The organism is Seonamhaeicola marinus (genome assembly GCF_008085455.1).
Genome location: NZ_VSDQ01000729.1, coordinates 116,561 through 133,894, shown reverse-complemented (window position 1 = coordinate 133,894; position 17,334 = coordinate 116,561). Strand labels below are relative to the sequence as shown.

Below are 17,334 nucleotides of genomic sequence, written 5' to 3'. Positions count from 1 at the left end.
TAAAAAGTTGTTAATATGGTTTGTAGTGTAATAAAAAGTGTTACTTTTGTAATTCCTATTAAATTGATAGGATTAATGTAATAAAACGACAAATGATAGCGCAAATGTTATTAAAAGGCAAAGAAAAATCTACTTACAAAGAGGATAGTGCGGGTGAAAAACCAATTAGAAGTGTTGCTAAAGCATTAAGCTGGAGAGTTGTAGGTACATTAGATACGTTATTGGTGTCGTATTTTTTAACAGGTAAAATTTCATTAGCTGCATCAATAGCATCAGTAGATTTTATAACAAAATTGATTTTATACTTTTTCCATGAACGCGTGTGGAACGCTATAAAATGGGGGAAATAATATATAAAGACATGTTTACAGAAGAACAAATACAAAGTTTAAACAAGGAATTTAAAGACGCCTCTCCTTCAGAAATTATAAAAAAAGCTTTTGAGCTTAATACCGAAGCAGTGGTAACAACAAACTTTAGACCTTACGAGGCGGCAATATTACACGCAGTGAGTACAGAGGTTAAAGAAGTTCCTGTTGTGTGGTGCGATACAGGTTATAATACACCACAAACGTATAGACATGCAGAGCAAGTTATTAAAGACTTGAGTTTAAATGTATTCTTATATGTGCCAAAACAAACGTCTTCTCACCGAGATGTGGTAATGGGAATACCAAGTGTAGATGATCCAAAACATGCAGAGTTTACCGAGCAGGTAAAATTAGAACCGTTTAGAAGAGCTATGGAAGAGCATAAGCCAAAAGTATGGTTTACTAATTTACGTCAAGGGCAAACCGCTTTTAGAAATAGTATTGATATATTCAGTTTAAGTGCAGATGGTGTGCTAAAAGTGAGTCCGTTTTACTATTGGTCTGATGAAAAACTAGATGCTTATCTAGAAGAAAATAATTTACCAAACGAATTTAAATATTTCGATCCAACTAAAGCATTAGCAAACAGAGAGTGTGGATTACATGCTTAACAACATAAGATTATGAAGAAAGATACATCATATATTAACGCGTTAGAGAACGAAGCTATCTACATCATGAGAGAAGTAGCAGCTCAGTTTGAAAAACCAGTATTATTATTTTCTGGTGGAAAAGATTCAATCACTTTAGTAAGGTTAGCGCAAAAGGCGTTCTATCCTGCTAAAATCCCTTTTCCTTTAATGCATATAGATACAGGACATAACTTTCCAGAGACTATAGAATTTAGAGACAGATTAGTAGAGGAATTAGGTCTAGAACTTATTGTTAGAAATGTTCAAGATTCAATTGATCAGGGAAAAGTAAAAGAGGAGTCTGGGCGTTACGCAAGTAGAAATATGTTGCAAACTACCACGCTTTTAGATGCCATTGAAGAATTTAAATTTGATGCTTGTATTGGTGGTGCGCGTAGAGATGAAGAGAAAGCAAGAGCTAAAGAACGTATTTTTTCAGTTCGTGATGATTTCGGTCAATGGGATGAGAAAAATCAAAGGCCTGAGTTATTCGATATGTTAAATGGTGAAATTGAATTAGGACAAAACGTTCGCGTATTCCCAATTTCAAACTGGACAGAATTAGATGTTTGGTCTTATATAGAAAAGGAAAGTATAGAGATTCCTTCAATCTATTTTGCTCATAAACGTAAAGTATTCTTAAGAGACGGAATGATTTGGTCTGCAGAAGATGGTATCGTTTATAGAGATGAAGAAGAAGAAGTAATTGAAGAAATGGTTCGTTTTAGAACTGTTGGAGATATGAGTTGTACAGCAGCAGTGTTATCAGATGCAACAACTATAAACAAAGTTGTGGAAGAGATTAGAGATTCTTCAATATCTGAACGTGGTGCCAGAATTGATGATAAACGTTCTGAAGCCGCTATGGAAAAACGTAAACAACAAGGGTATTTTTAAGCCCCCTAACCCCCAAAGGGGGAATTAGCAAGTTTGCGGATTAAAAAAAGAGTAATTATTCAGCAAGGTTATGATAACCTTGTACATATGAAAAAATAACAACAACAATATTCTTACTTTACCCGAGTAAGAGTTCCTCCCCAAAGGGGAGGTTAGGAGGGGCAACTTATGGAAGTATTAAAGATTGCAACAGCAGGAAGTGTAGATGACGGAAAGAGCACATTAATAGGTAGAATTCTTTACGATACAAAATCATTAACTACAGATAAATTAGAGGCTATCGAAGCAACTAGTAAAAAACGTGGTTATGATTATTTAGACTTTTCCTTAGCAACTGATGGATTGGTAGCAGAAAGGGAGCAAGGTATTACTATAGACGTAGCACATATTTATTTTTCAACAAAAAATAAAAGTTACATTATAGCAGATACACCTGGTCATGTAGAGTATACAAGAAACATGGTAACAGGAGCTTCAACATCACAAGCTTCAATCATCTTAATTGATGCTAGAAAAGGAGTAATTGAGCAAACAAACCGCCATTTCTTTATTAACAACCTATTACGTATTAAAGACGTGGTAGTAGCTATTAATAAAATGGATTTGGTTGATTATTCTGAAGATGTTTACAACAAGATTAAAGCAGATTTTGAAGAACTAATGAGCAAGAGAGATTACCAAGATCAAAACATCTCTTTTATACCTGTAAGTGCTTTAAAAGGTGATAATGTAGTGAACAAGTCTGAAAACATGCCTTGGTACACAGGAGAGTCTATTTTAACACATTTAGAAAATTTAGATAAAGCAGATATCTTTAATACGGGTACACCACGTTTCCCAGTGCAATATGTGATTCGTCCTAAAACTGAAGAGTACCACGATTATAGAGGATACGCTGGTAAAGTGTATGGAGGTAATTTAAGTGTAGGTGATGAGGTTGTGGTATTGCCATCTCAAACAGAATCTAAAATTAAAGAGATTTATTTCTACGATGAAACGTTTGAAACTGCATCAAGACGCTCGTCTGTTACAATCACTTTAGAAGATGATGTAAATGTAAGTAGAGGCGATATGATTGTTAAGAAAGATGATTTACCAACTATTGAAAAGCAATTTACTGCTAACGTGTGTTGGATGGATTCTAAGCAATTAACACCTGGAGGAAAGTATGTTGTTCAGCATGGTATTAATAAAGTATTAGCTAAAGTAGATACCATTCATCATAAAATTAATCCTGATTATTCTGGAATTGAAGAAGATGTAACAGGATTAGGTATGAATGATATTGCTAAGGTAAGTTTCAAATTAAACAAACCTATTTTTTACGATAAGTTTAAAGATCACAGAACTAACGGATCGTTCATTGTTATTGATCCGCAGTCTAACAGTACAGTAGGTGCTGGTTTTATACAATAAAAAAGGAATGCCTTCTCGCTGGGCATTAACTAGTGAGATTTAAGAAAAGAAAAAAAGGAAACATGCAAAGTTTTAGAACAGAAATAGAAAATCCTGTTGTAGAAAAAGATATTATTGAATTAGCCAATAAAATCGAATTATTTCACAATGGAAAAATTGATGAAGAAAAATTTAGAAGCCTTCGTTTAGCTCGTGGTGTTTATGGGCAAAGACAAGAAGGTGTTCAAATGATTCGTATTAAGATACCTTACGGGAAATTAAAGAGTAATCAATTGCGACGAATTTCTGAAGTGTCTGATGAATATTCAAGAGGACGTTTACACATTACAACACGTCAGGATATTCAAATTCACTATGTAGATTTAAATAGAACACCTGAGCTTTGGGCAGAATTAGAGAAAGATGAAGTTACGGTACGTGAAGCTTGTGGTAATGTAGTAAGAAATGTAACTGCTTCTGAAACAGCTGGTATAGATGTAAACGAACCATTTGATGTATCTCCGTATGCAGACGCTTTATATAAGTTCTTTTTAAGAAATCCTATCTGTCAGGAAATGGGACGTAAATTCAAAGTGTCTTTCTCATCTTCAGATGAAGACACAGGATTATCGTATTTGCATGACATAGGATACATTGCTAAAGTAAGGGATGGTGTTCGTGGTTTTAAAGTAATGGTTGCAGGTGGATTAGGATCTCAACCGCGTCATGCCGATGTGTTATATGATTTTGTTGAAACAGATAAAATCATTCCAATAATGGAAGGTATACTAAGAATTTTTGATCGTCATGGCGAGCGTAAAAGTCGTGCCAAGGCAAGAATGAAATTCTTATTAAAAGATATAGGATTAGATGCTTTTAAAGAATTAATTGAGCAAGAACAAAAGGCTATCGAATTTAAAAGTGTGGCAATTGATGCAGATGCTTATAAAGCTTCTGTTCCAGTTCAAGTAGAAGCGCCTAATGTTGAAATAAAAGATCAAGAAGCATTTGATTTATGGAAATCAACAAACATAATTCCTCAAAAACAAGAAGGCTATGTTGCTATTGGTATTAAGGTACTATTAGGTGATTTCTATACTGATAAAGCACGTTTGTTATCAAAACTTGTAGATGATTATGCTGCAGGCGAAGTACGTTTAACATTACGTCAAAACATTGTAATTCCTTTTGTTAAGGAAGAATTACTGCCGTTTTTCTATCAAGAACTTGAAAAATTAGGTTTTGTAGAAGCTGGTTATAATAAAGCAGTAGATATTACAGCTTGTCCAGGAACAGATACTTGTAACTTGGGTATTGCAAGTAGTACTGGTATTGCCGAAGAGTTAGAGAGAGTTATAAAAACTGAGTACCCACAATATTTAAAAAACGAAGATTTAGTTATTAAAATTAGTGGATGTATGAATGCCTGTGGACAACACAATATGGCTAATATTGGTTTCCAAGGAATGACGGTACGTACACCTGAAAAATTAGTTGCTCCTGCATTACAAGTGTTATTAGGAGGAGGTAACTTAGGTGATGGAAATGCTACATTTGCAGATAAAGTAGTAAAAGTACCAAGTAGAAGAGGGCCTGAGGCATTACGTAGAATCTTAAACGACTACGAAGCTAATGCTAACGGAAAGCAATTTGTAGAGTATTATAAAGAGAAAGGTGAAAAGTATTTTTACGACTTCTTACAAGATTTACAAGATGCTACCAATTTAACCGAGTTAGATTTTATTGATTGGGGTGAAGAAGACAAGTATGTTAAAGCTATTGGAGTTGGAGAATGTGCAGGTGTAGTAATAGATTTAATCGCCACATTATTCTTTGAAAGTGAAGAGAAAATTGAAAACGCTAAAGAATCTTTTGGAAACGAAGTGTATTCTGGAGCAATTTATTTGGCGTATCAATCTCTTGTAAATTCGGCTAAAGCATTATTGTTAGCAGAAAATAAGAAGACAAATACACATGCAGGAATCATTTCTCAATTTGATGAACTGTTTGTTGAAGGAGGGAAAATTAACCTAGGCACTTCTTTTTCTGAGTTCATTTACCAAATCAACAAAAATGCACCGACTAAAGAATTTGCAGAAAACTATATAGCTAACGCTGAAAAGTTCTTAGCATCGGTAAGAGAATATAGAGAATTAGAGCAAGCTAAAACAGCTTAATCAAAATAATAATGAGTTTAAAAACCCCAACATTAACAGTTGTAGGCGCTGGACCAGGAGACGAAGATTTAATAACGCTTAAAGCTATTAAAGCTATAGAATCTGCAGATGTTATCCTTTATGATGCGCTTATAAACGAAAGCTTGCTAAAATATGCTTCGGAAGATGCTGAACTTATTTTTGTTGGTAAGCGTAGGGGGTGTTATGCATTTCAGCAAGAGCAAATTAATGAACTCATTGTTTCTAAAGCCAAAGAAAAAGGACATGTAGTAAGGTTAAAAGGAGGAGATCCGTTCATTTTTGGTAGAGGAGCAGAAGAGATTGATTATGTAAGACAGTTTGGGTTGGAGACTTTTGTGGTACCTGGTATTTCGTCATCAGTTGCTGTACCAGCTTATCAGGGTATTCCATTAACCAAAAGAGGTTCGTCAGAGAGTTTTTGGGTAATTACTGGAACTACAAAGCAACATAAATTATCAAATGACGTTGCTTTAGCGGCAAAATCAACTGCTACTGTAGTGATATTAATGGGAATGGGTAAGCTTGGTGAAATAGTAAATATATTTTCGAAAGAAAATAAACAAAATACACCAATTGCCATTATCCAAAATGGTACAAGAGACAATGAAAATGTAGGGATTGGTACTATTCAGACCATTGAGAAAATTGTTGAAGAGAAGCAGTTAGCCAATCCAGCAATTATTGTAATTGGAGATGTTGTAAAAGAAAGAGCAATATTAACTCAGGTTTACCAAGAAGTAACTGGAAATTAAATTATGGAACGTAATAATTTATATCCAATATTTCTAAAGGTAAAAGAGCTTAAAGTGCTCATTGTTGGAGGTGGAAATGTTGCAGAGGAAAAACTAACGTTCTTATTAAAGTCAAGTCCAGATGCTTGTGTAACAATGGTGTCACCAATGTTCAGAGAAGGTACGTTATCTTTGGCTGAAAAAGGCAATGTTACATTAGTAAAGTCAACATATAAAAAACGCTTTTTAAAAGACAAACACATAGTGGTAGTTACCACAGATAAACCTAAGGTGAATGAAAAGGTTTATAAACATTGTCGAAAGAAAAGCATTTTAGTTAATGTAGCTGATAATCCGCCATTGTGTGATTTTTATATGGGTGGAATCGTAACAAAAGGAAATGTAAAAGTTGCTATTAGTACCAATGGTAAATCGCCTACAATGGCAAAGCGACTAAGACAGTTTTTTGAGGAGGTAATTCCGGAGAACATTGATGACTTAGTTAAAAACTTAAACGAGTATAGAAAAACAATAAAAGGTGATTTTGAAGAGAAAGTTGAAAAATTGAACGAATTCACCAAAGGAATAATAGAAAATAAAGAATCAGAGTAATGATCAAAACAGATATAATAATTATTGGAGCCGGACCTACAGGGTTATTTACAGTGTTTGAAGCAGGTTTGTTAAAATTAAAGTGTCACTTAATTGATGCACTACCGCAACCTGGTGGACAATGTTCAGAATTATATCCGAAAAAACCTATTTATGATATACCAGGATTTCCAGAAATTTTAGCTGGAGATTTAACTAAAAACTTGTTAGAGCAAGGTAAACAATTTGAGCCAGGATTCACATTAGGTGAGCGTGCTGAAACTGTAGAAAAGCAAAAAGATGGTACATTCATAGTTACAACCAATAAAGGAACACAGCACCAAGCACCAGTTGTTGCTATTGCCAGTGGTTTAGGTAGTTTTGAACCTAGAAAACCACAGCTTGAAAACCTTGTAGACTATGAAGATAAAGGTGTTGAATACATGATTAAAGAACCAGAAATGTATCGCGATAAAAACGTGGTAATTGCTGGTGGAGGAGACTCTGCTCTAGACTGGTCTATATTTTTAGCCGATGTGGCAAAAAGCGTAACTCTTGTACATAGACGTAATGAATTTAGAGGTCATTTAGATTCTGTAGAGAAAGTAGGTGAGCTAAAAAGAGAAGGTAAAATAAATCTTATTACACCAGCCGAGGTTACTAAAATCATTGGTGATGGTAAAGTTGAAGCTATCGAAGTTACTAAGAAAGATGAGGAACCTGTTACTATTGAAACAGATCACTTTATTCCTTTATTTGGTCTATCTCCAAAATTAGGACCGATTGCAAATTGGGGCTTAGATATAGAAAAAAATGCAATTAAGGTAAATAATGCATTAGATTATCAAACTAATATTCCAGGTATTTTTGCTATCGGTGATGGGAACTACTATCCAGGGAAATTAAAGTTAATTCTTTGTGGTTTCCATGAAGCTACTTTAATGTGTCAGGCAGCGTATAAAATCATTAATCCAGGTAAGAAATTTGTGTTGAAATATACAACAGTAAGTGGAATTGACGGATTTGATGGTTCACGTAAAGAAGCTCCAAAAGCGGTAGTACAAGCTATAAACTAAACTTAATTTAATAGTTATATAAACTTAAATCCTACCAAGAGTTTCTTAGTAGGATTTATTTTTTCAATTAAGTATAAGAGATATTAGTATAAATTCTATTTTTAAATTTTCAAAATAATTATAACATTCAGAAATATAAAAACATACACTAATGAAAAGTTATAATGTATGCTTAAAAGACACAGTTAAGACATTTACAAAACGATTGTTCTATTCGTTATTCGACTGTGAACAAGAAGAAGAGCATGGTGCGTATTTAGAAAAGACATTTATTAAAGTTCTTAAGGTATTAGAAATAGAAAATGCCGAAGAACTTTGGGAAACATTTAAATCGGAACTTCCTGAAATAAGAAGGATGCTGGATTTAGATGCCATAGCTTTTGAAAATAATGATCCTGCATCTCATAGTTTAGAAGAGATTTATTTGGCCTATCCAGGGTTTCACGCTATTTCTATTTACAGATTGAGTCATGCCCTTTATAATTTAAAAGTGCCTATTTTACCAAGAATGATGAGTGAGTATATTCACGGAATCACAGGTATAGATATACATCCTGGAGCAACTATAGATGAGTCGTTTTATATAGATCACGGTACAGGTATTGTTATTGGAGAAACATCAATTATTGGTAAAGACGTAAAAATATATCAAGGGGTTACCTTAGGAGGTATTTCGGTGGCTAAAAGTTTGGCATCAACAAAACGTCATCCAACCATTGAAGATAACGTGTGCATTTATGCTAATGCAACGGTCTTAGGTGGTGACATAGTCATTGGGGCAAATAGTATTATTGGGGCAAACGTTTGGATTACCCAATCAGTTCCGGAAAACTCACTAGTAACCTATCAAACCGAAATAAAAATCAGACCAAAAAAGAATGGCATTAAATAAAACAATTATTGATTTTATAGGGAATACACCTTTAGTTGATGCTAGTCATTTAGTGTCTAAAAAGGGTGTAACATTACTTTTAAAATTAGAAGGTAACAATCCAGGAGGCAGTGTTAAAGATCGTCCTGCTTTTAATATGATTAATGAAGCGTTAAAACGCGGAGATATTAAAAAAGGAGACACATTGGTTGAAGCAACTAGTGGTAATACTGGTATTGCTTTAGCATTGTTTGCTCAAGCTTTAGGATTAAATATGGTGCTTATTATGCCCGAGAATTCTACCGAAGAACGCGTTAAAACTATGAGAGCTTATGGGGCTGAAGTAATTTTAACTTCTTCAGATGTTGGTATCGAAGGTTCTCGAGATCTAGCTTTTAAACTAAGAGATGAAAAAGGGTATACGTTGTTAAACCAATTTGAAAATAACGACAATTGGAAAGGTCATTATAAAACCACTGGTCCAGAAATATGGAGAGATACTAATGGAGAAATTACGCATTTTGTATCAGCTATGGGAACCACAGGAACTATTATGGGGGTTTCAACATATTTAAAAGAACAAACAAAAGAAGTGGCTATTGTTGGGGCGCAACCAGATGATCATTCAAGAATACCTGGAATTAGAAAATGGCCAGAAGCATATGTGCCGAAGTTTTTTGATAGAAGCAAGGTAGATCAAGTGATTGAAGTAACCCAAGCGGATGCCAAAGCAACAACACAACGTTTAGCTAAGGAGGCTGGGATTTTTGCAGGTATGAGTAGTGGTGGTTCTGTATTTTGTGCTTTAAAAGTAGCAGAGTCTATTGAAGAAGGTGTAATTGTTGCTATAATTTGCGACAGAGGAGATAGATATCTATCATCAGATTTGTTTGAATAATAGGGGTTTAATTAAGTAGGAAAACAAAAATATAGTTAGTATTTTTGTACTCCAAATTAGGTATGAGTTCTTAAACTTAATAGTGTTATCAAGAAAGGTAGAGGGATTGGACCCTGTGAAGCCTTGGCAACCCCCGATCTGTCGGGAAAGGTGCTAAATTCTACCATGTTATAGCGTGGACAGATAACGAATAGTATTTTTACTTTTCTTGATGACATTACGTGAAAAATAATATCGAAAATGTCAAATATAAAACAAGCTTTACAAGATCGTATTTTAGTACTAGATGGTGCTATGGGTACTATGTTGCAAGCTTATAAATTTACCGAAGAAGACTTTAGAGGAGAGCGTTTTAAAGACTACCCAATTCCGTTACAAGGTAACAATGATTTGCTGTCTATAACGCAACCAGAAGCCATAAAAGAAGTACATGCTAAATATTTTGCGGCAGGCGCTGACATCGTAGAAACTAATACCTTCTCTGGTACTACCATTGCTATGGCAGATTACCAGATGGAAGATTTGGTATACGAGTTAAATTATGAATCGGCCAAAATAGCTAAAGAAGTAGCAGAGGAGTTTTCTAAAAAAGAACCACATAAACCACGTTTCGTTGCTGGCTCTATAGGACCAACAAACAGAACCGCTAGTATGTCTCCAGATGTAAATGATCCTGGGTATAGAGCTGTAACGTTTGATGAGTTAAGAATAGCCTACAAACAACAGGTTGAAGCATTAATGGATGGTGGTGCAGATATTTTATTGGTAGAAACGGTTTTTGATACCTTAAACGCTAAAGCAGCGCTATTTGCTATTGAAGAAGTAAAAGATGAGCGAAATATTGAAATACCAGTTATGTTAAGCGGAACCATTACCGATGCTTCAGGTAGAACATTGTCTGGGCAAACCGCTGAAGCTTTTTTAATTTCCGTTTCTCATATTCCGTTATTATCAGTAGGGTTTAACTGTGCATTAGGGGCAAATTTATTACAGCCACATTTAGAGGCAATTGCCAGTAAAACAGATTTTGCAGTATCGGCACATCCTAATGCAGGTTTACCAAATGCTTTTGGAGAATATGATGAAACTCCAGAAGAAATGGGGGCTCAAATAGAGGAGTATTTAAAAAAGAATTTAGTAAATATTGTAGGTGGATGTTGTGGAACTACACCAGAGCATATTAGAGTTATAGCAGATATGGCGGCTAAATATCACCCTAGAGAAATTGTATCTCTGGGCGCCATTGAGGAGTCTTTTTAAACGGAAAAAATGATTCTAGAATTAGCCATATTACATGTAAAAGAAGGACTGTCTGAAGCTTTTGAAACTAATTTCAAAAAAGCTGAAAGTATCATCTCTTCCATGAAAGGTTACATATCTCATGAATTAAAAAAGTGTATAGAAACAAAAGATAAATACTTGCTGTTGGTAAATTGGGAAACTATAGAAGATCATGAAATAGGATTTAGACAATCCGAAGAATATCAAGAATGGAGAGCATTGTTGCATCATTTTTACGACCCATTTCCAACAGTGGAACATTATAAATAAATATCAACCCATGTTAGCTCCTCCTTTGGAGGGGTTGGGGAGGCTAATGAAAGTTAAACAATCAAAATACATGCGTTTATCAGGATTAGAACCACTAATTCTGAATGAGAACAGTAACTTTATAAACGTTGGTGAACGTACCAATGTAGCTGGTTCTCGTAAATTTTTACGCTTAATTAAGGAGGAGAAATTTGATGAGGCTTTAGATATAGCACGTCATCAAGTAGATGGTGGTGCGCAAATCATCGATATCAATATGGACGATGGTTTAATTGATGGTAAAGAATCCATGGTACGTTTCTTAAACTTGATTGCGGCCGAACCAGATATTTGCAGAGTGCCAATTATGATTGATAGCTCTAAATGGGAAATCATTGAAGCTGGTCTTCAGGTTATTCAGGGTAAAGGAGTTGTAAACTCAATTTCGCTGAAAGAAGGAAAAGACAAATTTATTTGGGAAGCAAAACAGATTAAGCGTTATGGAGCTGCTGTGATAGTAATGGCATTTGATGAAGTTGGACAAGCAGATAACTATGACCGTAGAATTGAAATTGCAGAACGTTCCTACCGCATTTTGGTTGATGAAGTTGGATTTCCTTCAGAAGATATAATTTTTGATTTAAATGTATTTCCTGTAGCTACAGGAATGGAAGAGCACCGCAAAAATGCCATTGACTTTATTGAGGCTACACGTTGGGTACGTCAAAATTTAGAGAATGCAAGCGTTAGTGGAGGGGTTAGCAATGTCTCTTTTTCGTTTAGAGGGAATAATATAGTACGAGAGGCCATGCACTCGGTGTTTTTATACTATGCCATTCAAGCAGGAATGAATATGGGTATTGTAAATCCAACCATGTTAGAGGTTTATGATGATATTCCAAAGGATTTATTAGAACATGTTGAAGATGTTATTCTTGATAGAAGAGATGATGCTACAGAGCGTTTACTAGAATTTGCTGAAACAGTTAAAGGTACTAAAGTTGAAAAAGCCGCAGATTTATCTTGGAGGGAGAATCCGTTACAGGACAGAATTACACATGCTTTAGTAAAAGGTTTAGATACTTTTATTGTGGAAGATGTGGAAGAAGCAAGACAGCAAGCTGATAGACCGCTAGAAGTTATTGAAGGTAACTTAATGATTGGGATGAATGTAGTGGGAGACTTGTTTGGTGAAGGGAAAATGTTCCTGCCTCAGGTGGTAAAATCTGCTCGTGTAATGAAAAAGGCAGTAGCTTATTTGAACCCATTTATTGAAGCTGAAAAAGGGGAAGAACAAGAAGCCTTAGGTAAAATATTGATGGCTACGGTAAAAGGTGATGTTCATGATATTGGTAAAAATATTGTGAGTGTTGTTCTAGGTTGTAATAACTATGAAATAGTTGATTTAGGGGTTATGGTACCACCTGAAAAGATCATTGAAGCCGCCAAAAAAGAGAATGTAGATGCCATAGGTTTATCTGGTCTAATAACACCGTCTTTAGATGAAATGGTTTATTTAGCCAAAGAGATGGAGCGCGAAAACATGGATATTCCATTGCTTATTGGTGGAGCAACAACATCTAAAGCACATACAGCCGTTAAGATTGATACCCAATATAAAAATGCAGTAGTGCATGTAAACGATGCGTCACGTGCCGTGACTGTAGTTGGTGATTTGTTAAATAAACAAACTGCTAATCAATATGTCGCTAAACTGAAAAAAGATTATGACGAATTTAGAACCAAGTTTTTAAAACGAGGTAAAGAGAAATCATATATAACTATAGAAGAAGCTAGAGAGCGCAAATTCAAAATAGATTGGGACAATACAGAGATTGTAAAACCAAAAGAAATGGGCGTTCAGATGTTGAAACAACTAAGCTTAAAAGAACTGTTGCCATACATAGATTGGAGTCCGTTTTTTAGAAGTTGGGATTTACATGGTAAGTATCCAGATATTTTAAAAGATAATGTGGTGGGAGAGCAAGCAAGTCAGTTGTATGATGAAGCTCAAGAAATGATTCAGGAAATAATTGCTAAACAATTATTAAAGCCAAAAGCAGTTTTTGGATTATTTGAGGCCAATACTGTTAATGAAGATGATATTTCCGTTAAGAAAAAAGGTGAAGAAATAGCAGTGTTTAGAACCTTACGCCAGCAATTAAAGAAACGCGAAGGCGTTCCTAATCATGCGTTAGCTGATTTTATAGCACCAGAATCAACGGGTAAGACCGATTACATAGGTGCATTTTGCGTAGGGATATTTGGAGCTCAAGAACTAGCGGAAAGTTATAAAGCAAAGGATGACGACTATAGTGCTATTATGGCACAAGCTATAGCCGATAGATTTGCAGAGGCCTTTGCTGAATATTTACATAAGCAGGTAAGAACCAAGCATTGGGGTTATGCAGAAGGTGAAGATTTAACCAACGACGAATTGATTAAAGAGACCTATAAAGGTATTCGTCCGGCACCAGGTTATCCTGCATGTCCAGATCATTTAGAGAAAGAAACTATTTGGGAGTTGTTAGATGTGGAAAAGATTATAGGAGTGACTTTAACTGAAAGTTTGGCAATGTGGCCCGCGGCTGCAGTTTCAGGATATTATTTTGCTAGCCCAGAGGCAAAATATTTTGGTCTTGGTAAAATTACAGATGACCAAGTCACAGATTATGCTGAAAGAAAAGGTATTACAAAAGATAAAGCTAGAAAGTGGTTGCATCCTACTTTGGCTGAGTAGAAGAAGCCCCTCCTAACCTCCCCAAAGGGGAGGGATTACACTTTTACGGAGTGTTATGTTTGAGTAAGAGTTCCCCTTCTTAGTAGGGGTAGGGAAGGCTCCGCGTTAGGGATTGCAGAGGAAAGCCCACAGCCCGACGATAGGAGGTGCGAGGACTTGGAACGGAAAGCCCGACCCGAAGCGATCCTGCAAGGTTTTGCTAACCTTGTAGGTGTGAACGAAGGGTAACGCAAAAAAAAATAAATGTATAACTAAATAAAAGTCCCCTTTGGGGATTTAGTGGAATGAAAGTAACAGATCACATAAAAAAAGCCAACGGAAAAACGTTGTTTTCGTTTGAGATTGTAACGCCAGTAAAAGGAAAAAATATTCAGGATTTATACAATAACATAGATCCTTTAATGGAGTTTAATCCGCCATTTATTGATGTTACAACGTCCAGAGAAGAATATGTATATGTTCAAAAAGACGGTCTTTTAGATAGAAAAACTATTAGAAAGCGTCCTGGTACTTTGGGTATTTCGGTGTCTTTAAAACATAAGTATAATATTGATCCTGTACCGCATATTATTTGTGGAGGTTTTACAAAAGAAGAAACCGAATACATGTTGGTAGATTGCCATTATTTAGAGATTGATAATGTGGTTGCGCTTCGCGGTGATGCTATGAAACACCAAAAGTATTTTGAGCCAACAAAAGGAGGACATACTTATGCTTCGGAACTGGTGACTCAAATTACAGACTTAAATAATGGTAAATTTTTGCACGAAGAAAACTTAACCGAGTTTAAAACGGACTTCTGCATTGGTGTGGCAGGTTATCCAGAAAAACATATGGAAGCCCCATCTTTACAAACAGATTTAAAACGGTTAAAGGCGAAAGTTGATGCTGGTGCCGACTACGTGGTTACGCAAATGTTTTTTGACAATTCTAAATATTTTGAGTTTGTAAAACTAGCTAGAGAAAATGGAATTGATATTCCTATTATTCCAGGTATAAAACCTTTGGCAGTAAAACGTCATTTACAATTATTGCCTCATGTGTTTAGTATAGATTTACCAGAAGAACTCGTTGAAGCAGTAGATAATTGTAAAGACAATAAAGCTGTTAGGCAGGTTGGTATTGAATGGGCTATTAACCAATCTAAAGAATTAAAAGAAGCTGGAGTGCCTGTATTACATTATTATTCTATGGGGAAAAGCGATAATGTAAAAGCTATTGCCTCTGCTTTGTTTTAAATATATTTTCTTACAGAATATTTAATGTGTACTTTTATCTAAATAAAGGTATATATTGATGATATTGGATATTGAGCTTAAAACAAGAGAAAACAATAAGTTTTCAGATTACTATTTATTTAATAGCCTTGAAGAACCTATAAGATTCCTACCAAATTTTAATGAAATAAATGTAATTATTGGAGCTAACAATAGTGGAAAGAGTCGCTTTCTAAGAAGTTTAATGAACATCTCAAATTTAACTGGAGTTCATAAGTCCGAATCTTTAGTTAATGGGCTTTGTGAATTTAATAATTTGGTTGAAGAATTAGACTTAAAAGTAAAAGTTTCTCAAAATACTATTAATTTACTAATTCAGGATTATTTCTCATCTATGAAATTAGACAAATTAAGTGTTAAATCAAGTTCTGAGATTGAATTTACCAAGATAGAAATTGATTTATATATCAAAGAGTTAAATGAACAAATAGAATTAAATATTTTAGTTTCAGAAAAATTATCTCTCCTTTTTAATTATTACAAATCAAATTCAATTGAAAGATCAAAGTTTCTGAATACTCTTTATGTTAATGGAATTCATAATAATAGTTATTCATTTATTAACAGTATAGAACCCTTTGAAGAAATTAGAGGTTTATTAGAGAAACTTAAATCGATTTCAAACAAATATAAAGAGTTTATAGGAGGTAAGATTTATATACCAACCTTAAGGTCTGCGCATTCTTTGTTTATGAAGCAAAGAGAAGGAATAAAAGGAATTGAGTCCACAGATAACTTACTTAAAATAAGAAAAAATATTTTTCAAGACACTATAAGAAAAAACTATAAAAATTTAGGAGCAGAAGTTGAAATTTTTACTGGATTAAGTCTATATGATGAGATAGTTAATGTTAGAAATAGTATAAAAGAAGAAAGGGTGAAATTTCATGCTTTCGAAAAGTTTTTGTCAACTAATTTTTTCAATAGAGAAGATATAGACGTCGTTGCTAAGTTTAATATTCATAATAATGAGAAAGGTATCGATGAAGATGATATTATTCAAGTGTTTATTGGAGGGAAAAGTAGAAAACTTCATAATTTAGGTGATGGTGTTCAGGCATTAATAATATTGATGTATAAAATATTTCTAGCTGAAGAGAACAGTTTAATTTTTATTGATGAGCCTGAGTTAAATTTACATCCTGGATTTCAAAGACTGTTTTTAGAACAAATAAAATCGAATCCTGAATTAACGAAAAAAAACTTGACGTATGTTATTGTTACTCATTCTAATCATTTTTTAGATTTGACTTTGGAGAAAGATAATGTTTCAATTTATTCATTTTCATCTTTAGATAAGGATAAATTTTTAATTAAAAATGTTAATTCAGGAGATAATCAAACGTTAAGAAATTTAGGAGTAAATAATTCTTCTGTTTTTTTAGCAAATTGTAGTATTTGGGTAGAGGGTATATCAGATAGAAATTTCATCAAGGCATTTCTTAAAGCATATTGTAGTTATAATGACTTACAGGAACCAAGAGAAGATATTGATTATGCTTTTTTTGAATATGCTGGTTCTAATTTGCAGCACTACAACTTTAAAAAAAATGAGTCAGAGTATGATATAGCTAAAGGTTTAATTAATTCTTATGCCCTTAATAATCGAGTTTTTTTACTTTCGGATTATGATAGTGGCACAGAAGCAAGGCATAATAATTTGACATCAATTGCAAATGAATTAGATAATTTTAATTATTCAACAACGAAACCATACAGAGAAATAGAAAACTTGTTGGGTAAAAATGTATGGGAAAAAGTGTTATTAAACTTTTGTAATAGAAACAAAGTTGAGGACAGAGAAAAAGTTCAGAATAAGATAATCGCTTCTTTAAATAAAGTGCAAACCGAAGAATATAAATCAAATTACATAGGTGAATTTTTAAAAGAGTTAAATGTTTCTGAGTTAAAGAAGATTTGGAAAATTGATAATGAAGGAAAGGCGGGAACTTTTATATACAAAGCGGAACTAAGTAAACTTGTTTTAGATAAAGTCATAAATAATGAAATGAATTGGGAGGAATTAGCTTCTAATAATACAGTGGTTTCTCTAACGGAAAGTGTTTACAATTTTATAAAAAATTAAAATAGTTAGTTGTTTAAAAAGTTTACTTTTACAGTATAGTT

General features: G+C 34.1%; 15 protein-coding genes and 1 riboswitch. All 15 genes read left to right on the top strand.

Annotation, left to right across the window (positions count from 1 at the left end; all coding sequences use genetic code 11):
• Window positions 1–92: 92 nt before the first annotated feature.
• Window positions 93–350 carry a DUF2061 domain-containing protein gene (locus FUA24_RS21575; RefSeq protein ID WP_148545155.1) on the top strand — a complete coding sequence of 86 codons (258 nt, stop codon included), beginning with the start codon at window positions 93–95 and terminating at the stop codon, window positions 348–350.
• Complete coding sequence (locus FUA24_RS21570) at window positions 338–982, top strand: phosphoadenosine phosphosulfate reductase domain-containing protein (protein WP_246147135.1); 645 nt, start codon at window positions 338–340, stop codon at window positions 980–982. The genes FUA24_RS21575 and FUA24_RS21570 overlap by 13 nt, the downstream gene beginning before the upstream one ends.
• Window positions 983–994: 12 nt before the next feature.
• Window positions 995–1,900 (top strand): sulfate adenylyltransferase subunit CysD, encoded by a 906-nt coding sequence (gene cysD / locus FUA24_RS21565; RefSeq protein WP_148545153.1) that lies wholly within the window; start codon window positions 995–997, stop codon window positions 1,898–1,900.
• 168 nt (window positions 1,901–2,068) lie between these two features.
• Complete coding sequence (locus FUA24_RS21560; RefSeq protein ID WP_148545152.1) at window positions 2,069–3,316, top strand: sulfate adenylyltransferase subunit 1; 1,248 nt, start codon at window positions 2,069–2,071, stop codon at window positions 3,314–3,316.
• Between the two features lie 62 nt (window positions 3,317–3,378).
• Window positions 3,379–5,472 carry a HEPN domain-containing protein gene (locus FUA24_RS21555; protein ID WP_148545151.1) on the top strand — a complete coding sequence of 698 codons (2,094 nt, stop codon included), beginning with the start codon at window positions 3,379–3,381 and terminating at the stop codon, window positions 5,470–5,472.
• An 11-nt stretch (window positions 5,473–5,483) separates the two neighbouring features.
• Entirely contained in the window at window positions 5,484–6,245 is a 762-nt protein-coding gene (cobA, locus tag FUA24_RS21550; RefSeq protein WP_148545150.1) for a uroporphyrinogen-III C-methyltransferase, read from the top strand.
• Window positions 6,246–6,248: 3 nt separating this feature from the next.
• Window positions 6,249–6,836, top strand: a complete 588-nt coding sequence (locus tag FUA24_RS21545) for a precorrin-2 dehydrogenase/sirohydrochlorin ferrochelatase family protein (protein WP_148545149.1) — start codon at window positions 6,249–6,251, stop codon at window positions 6,834–6,836.
• Window positions 6,836–7,891, top strand: coding sequence for an NAD(P)/FAD-dependent oxidoreductase (locus FUA24_RS21540; RefSeq protein ID WP_148545148.1), 1,056 nt, complete (start codon window positions 6,836–6,838; stop codon window positions 7,889–7,891). The genes FUA24_RS21545 and FUA24_RS21540 overlap by 1 nt, the downstream gene beginning before the upstream one ends.
• Window positions 7,892–8,042: 151 nt before the next feature.
• Window positions 8,043–8,783 carry a serine O-acetyltransferase EpsC gene (gene epsC, locus FUA24_RS21535; RefSeq protein WP_148545147.1) on the top strand — a complete coding sequence of 247 codons (741 nt, stop codon included), beginning with the start codon at window positions 8,043–8,045 and terminating at the stop codon, window positions 8,781–8,783.
• Complete coding sequence (cysM, locus tag FUA24_RS21530) at window positions 8,770–9,660, top strand: cysteine synthase CysM (RefSeq protein ID WP_148545146.1); 891 nt, start codon at window positions 8,770–8,772, stop codon at window positions 9,658–9,660. Before epsC ends, cysM begins: the two co-directional genes overlap by 14 nt.
• Before the next feature lie 82 nt (window positions 9,661–9,742).
• A riboswitch (SAM riboswitch) is annotated at window positions 9,743–9,850 on the top strand.
• 50 nt (window positions 9,851–9,900) lie between these two features.
• On the top strand, window positions 9,901–10,920 hold the full coding sequence (locus tag FUA24_RS21525; protein ID WP_148545145.1) for a homocysteine S-methyltransferase family protein: 1,020 nt from the start codon (window positions 9,901–9,903) through the stop codon (window positions 10,918–10,920).
• 9 nt (window positions 10,921–10,929) lie between these two features.
• Complete coding sequence (locus FUA24_RS21520) at window positions 10,930–11,211, top strand: antibiotic biosynthesis monooxygenase family protein (protein ID WP_148545144.1); 282 nt, start codon at window positions 10,930–10,932, stop codon at window positions 11,209–11,211.
• 46 nt (window positions 11,212–11,257) lie between these two features.
• Window positions 11,258–13,930, top strand: a complete 2,673-nt coding sequence (gene metH / locus FUA24_RS21515) for a methionine synthase (protein WP_148545143.1) — start codon at window positions 11,258–11,260, stop codon at window positions 13,928–13,930.
• Window positions 13,931–14,214: 284 nt separating this feature from the next.
• Window positions 14,215–15,168: a methylenetetrahydrofolate reductase gene (locus tag FUA24_RS21510; protein WP_148545142.1), complete on the top strand. Its 954-nt coding sequence runs from the start codon at window positions 14,215–14,217 to the stop codon at window positions 15,166–15,168.
• A 58-nt stretch (window positions 15,169–15,226) separates the two neighbouring features.
• Window positions 15,227–17,293 (top strand): AAA family ATPase, encoded by a 2,067-nt coding sequence (locus FUA24_RS21505; RefSeq protein WP_148545141.1) that lies wholly within the window; start codon window positions 15,227–15,229, stop codon window positions 17,291–17,293.
• The last annotated feature ends 41 nt before the right edge of the window (window positions 17,294–17,334 follow it).